At 53.8% G+C, this 13,014-nt stretch carries 12 protein-coding genes; 10 read left to right on the forward strand and 2 right to left on the reverse strand.

All coding sequences use genetic code 11. The features are described from left to right. The first annotated feature begins 25 nt into the window (after positions 1-25). The 5 genes from L971_RS09915 (at position 26) to nhaC (ending at position 5,285) form a co-directional block, all read left to right on the forward strand. Positions 26-844 carry a fumarylacetoacetate hydrolase family protein gene (locus L971_RS09915; RefSeq protein ID WP_047375599.1) on the forward strand — a complete coding sequence of 273 codons (819 nt, stop codon included), beginning with the start codon at positions 26-28 and terminating at the stop codon, positions 842-844. Between the two features lie 123 nt (positions 845-967). Further along, positions 968-2,221 carry a S1C family serine protease gene (locus tag L971_RS09920; RefSeq protein ID WP_024370264.1) on the forward strand — a complete coding sequence of 418 codons (1,254 nt, stop codon included), beginning with the start codon at positions 968-970 and terminating at the stop codon, positions 2,219-2,221. A gap of 54 nt (positions 2,222-2,275) precedes the next feature. Continuing rightward, on the forward strand, positions 2,276-2,620 hold the full coding sequence (locus tag L971_RS09925) for a membrane protein (protein ID WP_029335228.1): 345 nt from the start codon (positions 2,276-2,278) through the stop codon (positions 2,618-2,620). A gap of 22 nt (positions 2,621-2,642) precedes the next feature. Further along, positions 2,643-3,740, forward strand: coding sequence for an amidohydrolase (locus tag L971_RS09930; RefSeq protein WP_047375602.1), 1,098 nt, complete (start codon positions 2,643-2,645; stop codon positions 3,738-3,740). Between the two features lie 123 nt (positions 3,741-3,863). Further along, positions 3,864-5,285 (forward strand): Na+/H+ antiporter NhaC, encoded by a 1,422-nt coding sequence (gene nhaC, locus L971_RS09935; RefSeq protein WP_047375604.1) that lies wholly within the window; start codon positions 3,864-3,866, stop codon positions 5,283-5,285. Between the two features lie 36 nt (positions 5,286-5,321). Here the strand turns inward: nhaC and L971_RS09940 are convergent, their stop codons facing one another. Next, positions 5,322-6,509 carry an HTH domain-containing protein gene (locus L971_RS09940; RefSeq protein ID WP_047375607.1) on the reverse strand — a complete coding sequence of 396 codons (1,188 nt, stop codon included), beginning with the start codon at positions 6,507-6,509 and terminating at the stop codon, positions 5,322-5,324. 79 nt (positions 6,510-6,588) lie between these two features. Between L971_RS09940 and L971_RS09945 the strand changes: the two genes are divergently transcribed. Both L971_RS09945 and L971_RS09950 read left to right on the forward strand, forming a co-directional pair. Next, positions 6,589-7,701, forward strand: a complete 1,113-nt coding sequence (locus L971_RS09945) for a mandelate racemase/muconate lactonizing enzyme family protein (protein WP_029335221.1) — start codon at positions 6,589-6,591, stop codon at positions 7,699-7,701. After that, complete coding sequence (locus L971_RS09950; protein ID WP_047375608.1) at positions 7,701-8,393, forward strand: hypothetical protein; 693 nt, start codon at positions 7,701-7,703, stop codon at positions 8,391-8,393. The genes L971_RS09945 and L971_RS09950 overlap by 1 nt, the downstream gene beginning before the upstream one ends. A 24-nt stretch (positions 8,394-8,417) precedes the next feature. Here L971_RS09950 and L971_RS09955 read toward each other — a convergent pair whose 3' ends face one another. Beyond that, positions 8,418-9,167 (reverse strand): GDSL-type esterase/lipase family protein, encoded by a 750-nt coding sequence (locus L971_RS09955; protein ID WP_024370271.1) that lies wholly within the window; start codon positions 9,165-9,167, stop codon positions 8,418-8,420. Between the two features lie 118 nt (positions 9,168-9,285). Between L971_RS09955 and L971_RS09960 the strand changes: the two genes are divergently transcribed. The 3 genes from L971_RS09960 to L971_RS09970 all read left to right on the forward strand — a co-directional run bounded on the left by L971_RS09960 (position 9,286) and on the right by L971_RS09970 (position 12,903). After that, positions 9,286-10,206 (forward strand): ABC transporter ATP-binding protein, encoded by a 921-nt coding sequence (locus L971_RS09960; protein ID WP_024370272.1) that lies wholly within the window; start codon positions 9,286-9,288, stop codon positions 10,204-10,206. After that, positions 10,199-11,197: an ABC transporter permease gene (locus L971_RS09965; RefSeq protein WP_034799926.1), complete on the forward strand. Its 999-nt coding sequence runs from the start codon at positions 10,199-10,201 to the stop codon at positions 11,195-11,197. The genes L971_RS09960 and L971_RS09965 overlap by 8 nt, the downstream gene beginning before the upstream one ends. A 176-nt stretch (positions 11,198-11,373) precedes the next feature. Further along, positions 11,374-12,903, forward strand: a complete 1,530-nt coding sequence (locus L971_RS09970; RefSeq protein ID WP_024370274.1) for a M4 family metallopeptidase — start codon at positions 11,374-11,376, stop codon at positions 12,901-12,903. Positions 12,904-13,014: the final 111 nt, after the last annotated feature.

Below are 13,014 nucleotides of genomic sequence, written 5' to 3' on the forward strand. Positions count from 1 at the left end.
ATACTGATAAAAAGGAGGAATTTACATGAAATGGTGTACATATGAACGTGACGGGGAAGCGGCGGTCGGTGTCGTCGAAGGTGAGAACGTCTATGACGTCAGCAATCAATTACATACGAACTCGTTATTAGAAGTGATCGCTCGCGAATTCGAGCCGGACATCGACCTCGATGTCGCTCCGGTCTATCCACTCGATTCGGTCAAACTGCTCGCGCCGTACCGTCCGCTTAAAAACGTAATCTGTATCGGGAAGAATTACGAAGAGCACGTGAAAGAGATGGACACGGCCGGCGCCGGGAAACTCGTCATCTTCACGAAGGCACCGACGACGGTCGTCGGCCCCGAGGCGGTCGTCGAGCGGCATCCGGAACTGACCGACCAGCTCGACTATGAAGGTGAACTCGCCGTCATCATCGGTAAGTCCGGTCGAGACATTGAACACGTCGCGGACCATATTTTCGGGTATACCATCCTGAATGATATTACCGCGCGCGACGTCCAAAAGCAGCATGTCCAGTTTTTCCGTGGTAAATCGTTTGATACGTTTTGTCCGATCGGTCCATACGTCGTCACTCCGGACGAGCTATCGTTCCCGTTGACAATCGAGACGACGGTGAACGGACAAAAACGTCAGTCCGGAACGACAGACGAGATGATTCGACCGATTGAAGAACTGATCCGGACGTTATCGACAGGGATGACGCTTGAAGCGGGCGACATCATCGCGACGGGCACACCGGCCGGGGTCGGCCATGGGATGAAGCCGCCCGTCTATTTGCAGACGGGTGATACGGTCGAAGTATCGATCACCGGGCTTGGGACGTTGCGGAACGTCATCGTCTAAACTGACATTGACGCAAATTGTGAAGAATCTTGTAAACGCTCCGTCAATTCTCGATGAACGGATTGGTTCCGATTATAATCAGGTTAAAGATTAGAGGAAACATCATTGAGGAGATGAATCAACATGGAACGAAACGATCACACACCTGAAGACAAACGACGCGAAGATTGGCTCGACTCGGAGCTCGGCTCGTCGACCCGTCCGCCGGAACAGCCACGTGTCGAGCAAAAAGCTAAACCGTCTTTTGTCGGGCGGATGTTCCCTGGCTTTGTGGGCGGGGTCATCGGCGCGCTCGTCACGGGGGCGGTCGCGTTACCATTCTTGGATCAAACACCGATCAACGTGAACGATACGGCGGTCACATCGGAAGGGACGCCGCTTCAGACGTCTTCGAACGTCGGGGATACGTCCGTGACGGATGCCGTCGCTGCCGCGCAACCGGCCGTCGTGACCGTGAACAATTTCGCGACGCAAGGTTTCTCTAGCCAATCGGTCGAGGCAGGTGTCGGCTCCGGGGTCATCTATAAAAAAGAAGGCGACGCCGCATATATCGTCACGAACCATCACGTCGTCAACGGCGCAGACCGCTTGACGGTCACGTTCAACGATGGAAAGACGGCGGATGCGACTTTGATGGGCAGCGATGCGACGTATGACTTGGCCGTCTTGAAAGTCGATGCGGCCGACGTGCCGGCCGTGATCAATATCGGCAAGTCTGGTGAGTTGAAGCCGGGGCAAACGGTCATCGCGATCGGTAACCCGCTCGGTCAGTTTGAGAACTCAGTGACGCGCGGCGTCGTCTCATCGACGTCCCGTCTCGTACCGGTCGACACGGACGAGAACGGACAAGCCGATTTCAACGCCGAGGTCATCCAGACCGACGCTGCCATCAACCCAGGTAACTCAGGCGGCGCGCTCATCAACGAAGCAGGTCAATTGATCGGTATCAACTCGATGAAAATCGCGACCGACTCCGTGGAAGGTGTCGGATTCTCGATTCCAATCGATATCGCTTTGCCGCTCATCAATCAAATCGAGCAGACGGGGGAAGTGAACCATCCATCTCTCGGCGTGTCGCTCCGGGACGTGTCTGAATTTCCTCCGGGATACTTGACGGAACAGATCAACTTGCCAGAATCGGTGACGAACGGGACAATTATCATCGATGTACAGGCGAACAGTTCAGCGGCACGGGCCGGGCTACAGGCACGCGATGTCATCGTCAAAATCAACGACCAAGACGTGTCTTCTTTCATCGACCTCCGGAGCGAATTGATCCGTGATACGGACGGGACGGTGTCGATTGAATATATTCGAGACGGTCAGACGGATACAGTTGACGTCGAGATACAAAACGTGAACGGTTCGGCATTGTAAAGGTGGGCATGTTGCCCGCCTTTTTTGGTATGCTTAAAAAAAGGGGGAGTTCATATGATCCGTTCGTTATACGGCATGTTGTTTCTAGGAGCCGGAATCATGCATTTCGTCCAAGAGCGTGCCTTTATGTCCATCATTCCGAAGTCTTGGCCGTTCAAGCGATTTATGGTTCAGGCAAGCGGTGTGATTGAAATCGTCTACGGGGCGTTGTTGCTCATGAACCGCGGAACGGGTTTCGTCAAAAAGACGTTGCCGGCCTTCTTGCTCGCCGTGTTCCCGGCAAACATCAATATGGCGCTGAAACCGACGCGTATCGGCGGAAAGCCAATCCCGAACTGGGTGACATGGGCACGTCTGCCGCTGCAGTGGGTGCTGATCAAAGGAGTCAAGAAAATATAATGTACATACGGAGGGATGCTACATGAGTACAAACGTACTGACGTGGTTCGAACACTTTCACGCTCATCCTGAAGTGAGTTGGAAAGAAGTTGAAACGACGTCGACGATCGCGAATATCTTGGCGACATGGGGAGTACGTCATGAGACGTTTGACGACGTCACCGGCGTCATCGCCGAAATCGGTTCAGGGGAGGAAGTCATTGCCGTCCGAGCAGACATTGACGCCTTATGGCAACAAGTTGACGGAACGTTCAAAGCAAACCATTCGTGCGGTCACGACGCCAACATCAGTATGGTGCTCGGTGCGCTCGACGTGCTGAGAAGTGAGGCATTGACCAAACGGATTCGGTTCATCTTTCAACCGGCCGAAGAACAAGGGAACGGATCGCTCGCGATGATTGAGAAAGGTGCACTTGCCGACGTGACCCAGCTGTTTGGCATTCATTTGCGCCCGGCAGAAGAACTCGCCCTCGGTCAGTTCGCGGCGACGATTCAACACGGGGCCGCCATCTTTTTAAGAGGACGCGTCATCGGTGCCGATGCCCACGGTGCGCGTCCGCATCAAGGCCAAAACGCGCTCGACGTCATATTCACGATCCAGCAACAGTTGAAAAGTATCTATCTGTCTCCGTTCGAGCCGCACTCGATCAAGTTGACGGGCGTGCAGGCGGGAAGTGATAACTTGAACATCATCCCGGGCAACGCCACGTTCTCGATCGATGTGCGTGCGCAAGCAAACGATGAATTGCTCGCTTTACGTGACCGGGTCGAAGTGATGCTGGCGCAAATCGCCAGCCTTCATGGGGTGACAATCGACTGGGCATGGGAAGATTTCACGCCAGGCGCCGTCGTCGGACCAAAGTCGAGCCGTCAGGCGAGCGAGGCGATTTTGGAACGGTACGGCCCATCGGCACTCGTCGAGCGCATCGTCACGTCCGGAAGCGATGACTTTCATTTTTATACGGTGAAACAGCCGGACCTTGACGCGACGATGATCGGCATTGGCGCGAACTTGACACCAGGCCTCCATCATCCCGAGATGACGTTTGATCGGTCCGTCCTGCAAGAAGGTGCGCTTCTGCTCGCTGAAGCGATACGGCGAGCGGTAGAGCGGGATTGAGACGAGAGCATGACGCTTTCGTCTTTTTTTTTATTGCCAAGAATTGATGTAAGCGTTATCATATTCCTATTAGCGACAATATAACGACAATTCTGAATTTTTCGCTATCGGGGAGGAAAACGTATGGAACAGGGGAACAAACTAGAAATGAAGCTCGGGTGGGCGATCCTACCGCTACTTGTCATGATCGGGGTCATGCTCGTGGCGATCGTCTTACTCGAGCAAGGACCGCACATCCCGCTCATCATCGGGACGGCCGTCGCATCGATCGTCGCCTATAAACATGGATTCAAGTGGAAAGAGATCGAGGAGATGATGTACAAAGGGATTCGGCTCGCATTGCCGGCCGTTGTCATTATCATTCTCGTCGGCTTGACGATTGGCGCATGGATCGGGGGAGGCATCGTTGCGACGATGATTTACTACGGTTTGACGATCATTTCGCCAGCCTATTTTCTCGTCACGATTTGTTTGATTTGTGCGGTCGTCGCCTTATCGATCGGCAGTTCTTGGTCGACGATGGGGACAATCGGGGTCGCTGGCATGGGGATCGGCCTCAGCATGGGGATTCCGGCAGCGATGGTCGCGGGGGCGGTCATTTCGGGGGCGTACTTCGGGGACAAGATGTCGCCGCTATCAGATACGACGAACCTTGCAGCCGGACTGACACACACGAATTTATTTGAACACATTCGTCATATGCTTTACACGACGATTCCGGGATTGTTGATTGCGCTCGGAGTATATTTCTGGATTGGCAGACGGTTTAGCGAGACGTCGACGGATTCGTCTGAGATCACGCAGACGCTTGTGATTTTAAAGGACAGCTTCCTCATTTCACCATGGCTGTTGTTGGTCCCGCTTGCCGTCATCGTGCTCGTCGCGAAAAAAGTGCCGGCCATCCCCGCGCTCGTCGTCGGGATTGCGCTCGGTTTCCTAGCTCAAGTCGTCGTCCAAGGCGGTTCGCTCGCTGATAGCGTCGGGGCGTTGCAGAGCGGGTACGTCATTGATACAGGAAACGAACTCGTCGACAACTTGTTCAGTCGGGGCGGCTTAGACGCGATGATGTACACCGTCTCGATGACGATCGTCGCGATGACGTTCGGAGGAATATTGGAATACTCGGGCATGCTCCAATCGATCATGAATCAAATCGTGAAACTTGCGAAGTCGGCCGGTTCACTGATCGCGTCGACCATTTTAGCCGGTTTTGCCACGAACGCGACGTGTTCTGAACAGTACATATCCATCGTCGTCCCGGCACGCATGTTTGCCGGTGCCTACGAGAAAATGGGACTTCAGTCAAAAAACCTATCCCGTGCGCTTGAGGACGGCGGGACGCTCACGTCGGTGTTCATTCCATGGAACACGTGCGGGGTGTTCATTCTCGGTACGCTCGGCGTCGGGGTGTTCGAATATGCGCCATACGCCATCTTGAACTTCATCGTACCGGTCATCTCGATCGTTTACGCGTTCACCGGTTTCACGATTGCGAAGCTTCATGTGTTAAAGGCAGAAGCGCCTATCGAACAGCAAGCACAATAAGAACAGGCGCGTCGCCCATAAGCGATGCGCCTTTCTTCAGGAGGGTAACTTAAAGATATAGACGGCGCGGGGACGTCCCTGGGCATAACTCATCTCCTCGCCGATCACGTCGACGAATCCGCCATCATGAAGTTTTTTGATGAGCCGTTCCGTCGTCCGTCGAGATACCCCGAGGTAGTCGGTCAGTTCTTTGGCGGTGAACTCATGCTTTCGTTTCGAAAAGCCGAGGATCTTACCGACGTTTACCGGACTGATGCCGATTCGTTTGACCATATCAAACGCGATCTCGTCGGTCACCCGATACTGGACGGTCTCGCCGCTGGCCGGGAACGACAACCGTTTCGCCGCATCGACGATTCTTAGCTGCTGTTCGGTTGAAGCGGACAAGGCGATGCGGGCATGCTCGAAAGCCATCTTGTAGTCGGTGCCATACCCGATCCCGATCAAGGAGTCGTCATCGCGAGGGGACAACGTCGCTTCCTCGAGGGCGTGTACGATCTCGCCTTTCGTCGTGAGCAACAAAATTGTATCGTCTTGAATTTCGACGTGACCTTGATGACGCATCGTACGCAAGTACTCGTGTAACGAAGCGCTCGTCGAGGCGTAAAGGACAACTGCGAACTGGGACAGGTCGGCGAGATGTCTCCGGACCTGATCGATGAGTTTTTCAAGGTGGCGGATGACCGTACTGACCGGTTCGATCATAAGTTGGCTGTTAAATCCTTCTTCGAGCAGTTGCCGATGGACCCGCTCGATGCTCGTTACGGCCAACTTGGTGTCACGTTGTTGATGGGAGGCGTGGAAACGAAAGACGTCTGAGAAATCGACATCTGGATGGATCTTCATGACAGCAGGTTGCGTCAAATCGGTGAACGACGTGAAGATGGTGTGTAACCGTTCCGGTTCGTTCACATCAATCGTCACTTCATCGAGGGCAAGCTTTTGGGTGAGCGTCGCGTATAAGACGGTCGTCAAGAGGACGGTCTCATCTTGTACGACGTGATGGGCGATCGTCTCGTTCAAAAAAGGCGACGCGTAGGCATAAGGGAACGATCCAGAAAAAAAGACGCCGTCGAAAGACCCGAGCTGTGTCGCGATGTCGGCCGCTTCGCGAGGATGAGCATACGTGAAGTGGGAGAAGCGTACGTCGTCAAACTTCGGCGCGGCGTGTGAAACGGTCTCGACAAATGTTGTCGAACCGACGATGGCGATGTGGATGGTCATGAAAACTCCTCCTTGCAATATAGCGACTATTTAACGACAATATAACTAACGACACGTTATAAGTAAAGGAGCAAACAACATGTTAATAGACAAGATTGAATTATTTGCGATTCGGTTACCACTCAAAGTGCCATTTATCGTCAGTTATCATCGTTATGACGACATGCCGTCGGTCATCGTCAAAATGACGAGCGCATGCGGCCATGTCGGATATGGCGAAGCCGTCGCTGACGAACACGTCACCGGCGAGTCGCTCGAGAGCACGATCAGTGTCATCCGTCACTTGCTCGGACCGATGTTGATCGGTAAAAACCCGATGCATCTCGAACAGATCCATGAGGCGATGGATCGGGCCATCCGTGACGTGCCAGCCGCTAAGGCGGCACTCGATATCGCGTGTCACGACCTTGTCGGGAAGAAGCTCGGGCTCCCGGTCTATGAATGGATCGGTGGCCGCTACCATGACGCCTTCCCGGTGACACACGTCTTAAGCATCGGAGAGCCGGAAGCGATGGCGCGCGAGGCGAAGCAACAAATCGAGGCGGGCTACACGTCGGTCAAGATGAAAGTGGGCGTCGACGTCGCTTCAGACGTCGAGCGCGTCGCGGCGGTACGTCAAGCGGTAGGGCCCGGTGTGCCGATTCGAATCGACGTGAACCAAGGTTGGGTCAATGCCGGGAAGACACTCCAGGCGATGAAGCAACTCGACGGTTACGACATCGATTGGGTCGAACAGCCGGTCCGTGCCGATGATTTCGAGGGCATGGTCGAAGTGAAATCGAAGATCAATGTGCCGCTTATGATCGACGAGGGCGTCCGCGGCATGAACGAGATGCGTCGATTGACGATGATGCAGGCGGCCCACAAAGTGAACATCAAACTGATGAAGTGCGGGGGCATCTATCCGGCGAAAAAACTATTACACGTCGCTGAGATGTCTGGTATCGAGTGTCAAATCGGGTCGATGGTCGAATCGTCCGTCGCCTCGAGCGCCGGGTTCCACGTCGCTTTCTCGAGCAAAATCGTCCATTCGGTCGAATTAACGGGGCCGCTCCGCTTCTCTGAAGACATCGGCAACTTGTCGTATGATTTGCCACACATTCGATTGAACGATCAACCCGGTCTCGGGATCGAGGTCGATGAAGCCGTGCTCGAGCGATTGACGACGGCACGTTATGAGGTGAGCGGCTGATGGGGGACGGCGTATGGACCGGGGTATGGAACGGACTCACTCTAAACGTCCGCTATTTGTCGGAACATGACCTCCCGGCGATCGAAGCGGTTCAAGACGCTGTCGTGGCCGAGTTGGCGTTCGCGAGCCAGTATGAGTCGCTCTCGACTGAAGAGTTTTTAAAATTGTTGGGGGACAAGACGATACTTGGAGCGTTTCATGACGAGACGTTGATCGCGTTTCGAGCGCTGCTCATCCCTCCGATCGACGACGAACATCTCGGACGGGACATCGGTTATCCCGAGCATTTGCTCGCCCGGATCATCTATCAAGAAGTGACGAACGTGCACCCATCTTTTCGTGGATATCGGCTGCAACAACATCTTGGCCGTTTGTTGATGGAGGAGTTGAGCCAAGATAGCCGATTCGACCTCGTCTGCGCGACCGTCGCCCCGTTCAACATTCCGAGTCTAAAAGACAAGTTTGCCCTTGGATTACGGGTTGGAGCGTTGAAGTGGAAGTACGGCGGCAAGCTTCGATATATTTTCATGAAAGAGCTCCATACCGGCTGGCGACCGAGCGGAGAGACGGAATGGATTGACATGGCAGACACGTCGTTGCAGGCGGAACGGTTAGAAGAAGGATGGTACGGCACAGGGATACGTCAAGAGGCAGACAGCTGGTACGTCCGTTATGAACGCGAACAGGCCTGATCATTTTTTGATCAGGCCTGTTTATTAATCGAGGACGAACAACACGTCTTCCGCAAACTTCTCGTACGTCCGGTCGCTCGGATGGAACTGGTCGGTCGCTAAGTCTCGGGAGACGTCGGACACATAGGCGAACGGGTCGATGACGTCGATGCGATGTGTATTGCCGAAACTCGCGGCGGAAGCGTTCCAATCGAGGATGAGTTGGTTGAACGCTTGACCGTTCTCATTGTCTTGGAACGGATTATAGAGGGCGATGTAAATGATTTGGGCGTTATCGTTTAAAGCGCGCAATTCAGCGAAGATGTCATTCAAATTCGTTTTCGCGTCGGTGACAACTTGCTCAATATCGACTGAATCGAAATTGTCGACGTTCTCACCGCGGTTGAACAAGTCGTTGCCCCCGATCGTCAACGTGATGTACCGGGCGTTCGCAATCGTACGTCGTACTTCAGGTTGCTCGAGCTGGGCGAGCAAGTCTTCGGTTCTGGCACCGGAGACGGCCAAGTTTTGTGAGCGGATGCCGTCTTCTTGCAACACTCGACTGACCGGCTGGACGTAACCAGCGCCGGACGTTGATCCGACACCGCGTGTGAGTGAGTCACCGAGTGCGACGAACACTTCGCCTTCCGGGGCCGGGCGGGAGTCTTCGTTCACGGAGAGTGTCCGTTCCGGGGGATGAACGATGTCCTGATAACCGATCCATAGTCCATATAATGCTGTCCCCGTGAGAAACAGCGTACCAATCAAAAAGGCATACCATTTTCGATTTTTCATCTGATGACCTCGCTTTCGTTGCCACTATCATATCAAATATTCCCGAACCTGCCCTATGTGAATGTTCGAATAGGACAGATCATGCCTGCGTCCGCTAGAATGGAAAAGAGGTGAGACGATGCAACCAACATTGAAGATTGATCAATTGACAAAAGTGATTGGGAAAAAGACGATTATCGACAATATGTCGTTCGATGTGTTCCCAGGTGAAGTGTTCGGTTTTTTAGGACCGAACGGAGCCGGGAAGACGACGACGATACGAATGATCGTCGGTTTGATCAAACCGACGAACGGGACCGTCTCGATCTGCGGCTATAACGTCGAACGAGAATTCGTCCAAGCGATGAACCAAATCGGGGCGATTGTCGAAAACCCGGAGCTATACAAGTTTTTGAGCGGCCGAGAAAACTTGGAAGTGTTCGCCCGCATGTTGCCGGATGTGACTGAGGCGAGAATCCAAGAAGTGATTGACCTCGTCGATTTGACGGCGCGCATCGATGACAAAGTGAAGACGTACTCGCTCGGGATGCGGCAACGGCTCGGGATCGCCCAAGCGCTCCTCAACAACCCGCGCGTCTTGATCTTAGATGAGCCGACGAACGGACTCGACCCGATGGGGATCCGTGACTTGCGCCTTTTCATCCGCCGACTCGTCGAAGAGACGGGCTTAAGCGTGCTCGTCTCGAGCCATATTTTAGCCGAGATTGAACTGCTCGCCGACCGCGTCGCCATCATGTCACGCGGCAAAATCGTCAAAGTCGGCACGGTCGGGGACTTGATCAACGAGCTCGCCTCGACGGTCGACGTTCATGTACCGGACAGCTTCGAGGCACTCCCGATTGTGCGCGGATTTGACTCGGTGACCCAAGCCGACGTCATCGATGAACGGACGATTCGCGTCTCGATGAACTTGGAGGATACCGCCGACTTGAACCGCTATTTACTCGAGCGGAACGTCGCAGTCTCCGGTCTAGAGCGACGCGTTCAAACGCTCGAAGAGTTGTTTATTTCGTTGACCGGGGGTGACCACATTGTCTAATCCTTCAATCATCGGACTGATTCGAAATGAAGTGTTAAAGATTCATCGCAAACGACGTTTGCTTGTCGTCTCGACGATTCTCGTTGTCCTCGTCTCGATGTTCACGTATGCGAACTATCGACAGATCGAGAAGCAGCGGGAAGAACAGGGAACGATTGACTGGCGCGTCGATTTGCAGCAAGAGATTATCGACACGCAAAACCGGCTCGCCTCGGCGAACGTCCAAGACGAGTTCCGGCAAATCCTCGAATTTCGGGTGCAACAGAACCAATATTACTTAGATAACGACATTAACCCGAGTTACCCGGGGGCACCGACGTTCATGCGCGTCTTCTTCTCACAAGGGACGACGCTCGTCCTGCCGCTCTTCATTATCGTCTTGATGGCCGATATCGTCAGCGGCGAGCATAACGACGGGACGATTAAGACGCTCTTGTCTCGACCGGTCCGGCGCTTTAAGATTTTACTTGCAAAATGGATGACGACGTTATTGTACACGTCGCTACTCATCTTCATCACGGCGTTCGTCAGCTATGCGATCTCCGGGATCGTGCTCGGCTGGGACGGATGGACCGCGCCGATCTTGACAGGCTTCCAAGCCTCGCCGACTGGAACGTTTTCGACCGACTTCGTGCATACGTTGCCGATGTGGCAATATTTGCTCATGTCCGTCGGGCTCGCTTGGTTCGTCGTCGCTGCGGTCGGGACGATCGCACTCATGGTGTCGGTCGTCATCAAAAATACGGCGACCGGGATTGGCATCATGATGGCCGTCCTCATCTCGGGTCCGCTTTTGACGTCGCTCGGGTCGAATTGGGACAGTTCGAAGTATTTGGTCAACGTCAACTTCGGCCTTCATACCTATCTCGAAGGGCAGGCACCCCCGATCGATGGGATGACGTTACCGTTCTCGCTCGTCGTGATCACGCTCTGGTCACTAGCTGCTCTTGCATTCGCGTTTTATCATTTCACGCAAAAAGATGTGTATTGATTTGGCGTCGCCTTCACGGGCGACGTTTTTTTGTGCGGTTAAAAGGGCTAATCGGGAAGTAAGAACTAGTTCTATTGACTTAATATTTCAAATTATCAAAATAATTAAAAAGTTGGATATCTTAATTGTGTGAAACTATGTAAAGTTTGAATCACCACATAAGGAGGGACACACAAATGAAAAAAGTATTATCCACATCGATCATCGCCGGCGTCTTGCTCGTACCGCAACTCGTCGGTGCGAGCGAACTCAAATCGGGCACGTTGACGAAACCGTCGAACGAGGCCCCGACGACAATCGTCAAAGAATATGCGAAAGCGAAAGGGCAGTTCAAGACGCTCGAATCGAAGCAAGACAAAGTCGGTCAAGTCGTCAAATTGCAACAGACCGTTGACGGGGTACCGGTGTTCGGTGGAATCGTCGTCGGTGTCGTCGATGAGTCTGGTCAATTGAAGACGGTTGTCGATGATACGAAAGAAGTCAGAGGGTTACATAAATCGATCAAGTTGAACGAACAAAAAGCGATCCACCGCTATAAAGAGCTCGTCGGTCATCAAGGCGCGTATGAGCTTGAACCGAAAGCAGAACTCGTCGTCTATCCACAAGGAGATTCTTCCGTATATGCGTATGAAGTGACGGGAACGATCCTTGACGCGGACGAGCCGTCACGTTGGACGTATTTCATCGACGCGGCGAGCGGAGAAGTGTTGAACAAATACAATCAGCTGGCGCATGCGAAACCGACGAACGGGGTGACCGGCACGACGTACACGGGAACGGGCATTGACGTCCTCGGACAGAGCCAGACGTTCAAGACGACGAAGAGCGGCTCGTACTACTATCTTCAAGACTCGACTCGCGGTAAAGGGATTTACACGTATGACGCGAAAAACCGCACGACACTTCCAGGTGCGCTTTGGGCCGACCTCGATAACGTCTTGAACACGACGTACGACCGGGCCGCTGTCAGCGCGCACGTCAACGCGACGAAGACGTATGATTTCTTCAAGAACACGTATGGACGGAACAGTTACGACAACAACGGGGCCGCGCTTAACTCGACGGTCCACTATAGCCGCAGTTACAACAACGCGTTCTGGGACGGCAGTAAGATGGTTTACGGAGACGGGGACGGCCAAACGTTCACGTACCTCTCTGGTGCGCTTGACGTCGTCGCCCACGAGTTGTCTCACGCCGTCACGGAGTACACGGCAGGGCTCATCTATCAAAACGAGTCCGGGGCGATCAACGAAGCGGTCTCGGATATCTTCGGGACGGTCGCCGAGTACAGCGTCGGCACGGACTTTGACTGGTTGATCGGGGAAGACATCTACACGCCTGGCGTCGCCGGCGATGGACTCCGTTCGATGGCGAACCCGGCTGCTTACGGCGACCCGGACCACTACTCGAAACGTTACACAGGCACACAAGATAACGGTGGCGTCCATATCAACTCAGGGATCGTCAACAAGGCGGCCTACCTGCTTGGAAACGGCGGCACGCATTACGGCATCTCGGTCCAAGGCGTGGGCGTCATGAAGATGGGGGACATCTACTACCGTGCCCTCACGGTATACTTGACACCTACTTCGAACTTCTCAAGCCTCCGTCAGGCGGTCGTGCAGTCGGCGAAAGACTTGTACGGTGCGACGAGCCCGGAAGCGGTCGCGGCAGCGAAGTCATTCGACGCGGTCGGCATCAACTAACAGACAGACATCGACTTCGAAAGGAGTCGGTGTTTTTTTGTGGGCGATACTGGCTATGAACTTATGGGTAAAAGGAAAGGTATGAAAAAAAGCGAGGTGTATCCAAGTGAT

This window comes from Exiguobacterium sp. ZOR0005, from assembly GCF_000798975.1.
Lineage (GTDB): Bacteria > Bacillota > Bacilli > Exiguobacteriales > Exiguobacteriaceae > Exiguobacterium > Exiguobacterium aurantiacum.

Coding starts and splice junctions, on each gene's coding strand:
- L971_RS09950 (WP_047375608.1), top strand. CDS start 7,701: ATGGGGGACGGCGTATGGACCGGGGTATGGAACGGACTCACTCTAAAC.
- L971_RS09960 (WP_024370272.1), top strand. CDS start 9,286: ATGCAACCAACATTGAAGATTGATCAATTGACAAAAGTGATTGGGAAA.
- L971_RS09915 (WP_047375599.1), top strand. CDS start 26: ATGAAATGGTGTACATATGAACGTGACGGGGAAGCGGCGGTCGGTGTC.
- nhaC (WP_047375604.1), top strand. CDS start 3,864: ATGGAACAGGGGAACAAACTAGAAATGAAGCTCGGGTGGGCGATCCTA.
- L971_RS09970 (WP_024370274.1), top strand. CDS start 11,374: ATGAAAAAAGTATTATCCACATCGATCATCGCCGGCGTCTTGCTCGTA.
- L971_RS09940 (WP_047375607.1), bottom strand. CDS start 6,509: ATGACCATCCACATCGCCATCGTCGGTTCGACAACATTTGTCGAGACC.
- L971_RS09920 (WP_024370264.1), top strand. CDS start 968: ATGGAACGAAACGATCACACACCTGAAGACAAACGACGCGAAGATTGG.
- L971_RS09925 (WP_029335228.1), top strand. CDS start 2,276: ATGATCCGTTCGTTATACGGCATGTTGTTTCTAGGAGCCGGAATCATG.
- L971_RS09955 (WP_024370271.1), bottom strand. CDS start 9,167: ATGAAAAATCGAAAATGGTATGCCTTTTTGATTGGTACGCTGTTTCTC.
- L971_RS09930 (WP_047375602.1), top strand. CDS start 2,643: ATGAGTACAAACGTACTGACGTGGTTCGAACACTTTCACGCTCATCCT.
- L971_RS09945 (WP_029335221.1), top strand. CDS start 6,589: ATGTTAATAGACAAGATTGAATTATTTGCGATTCGGTTACCACTCAAA.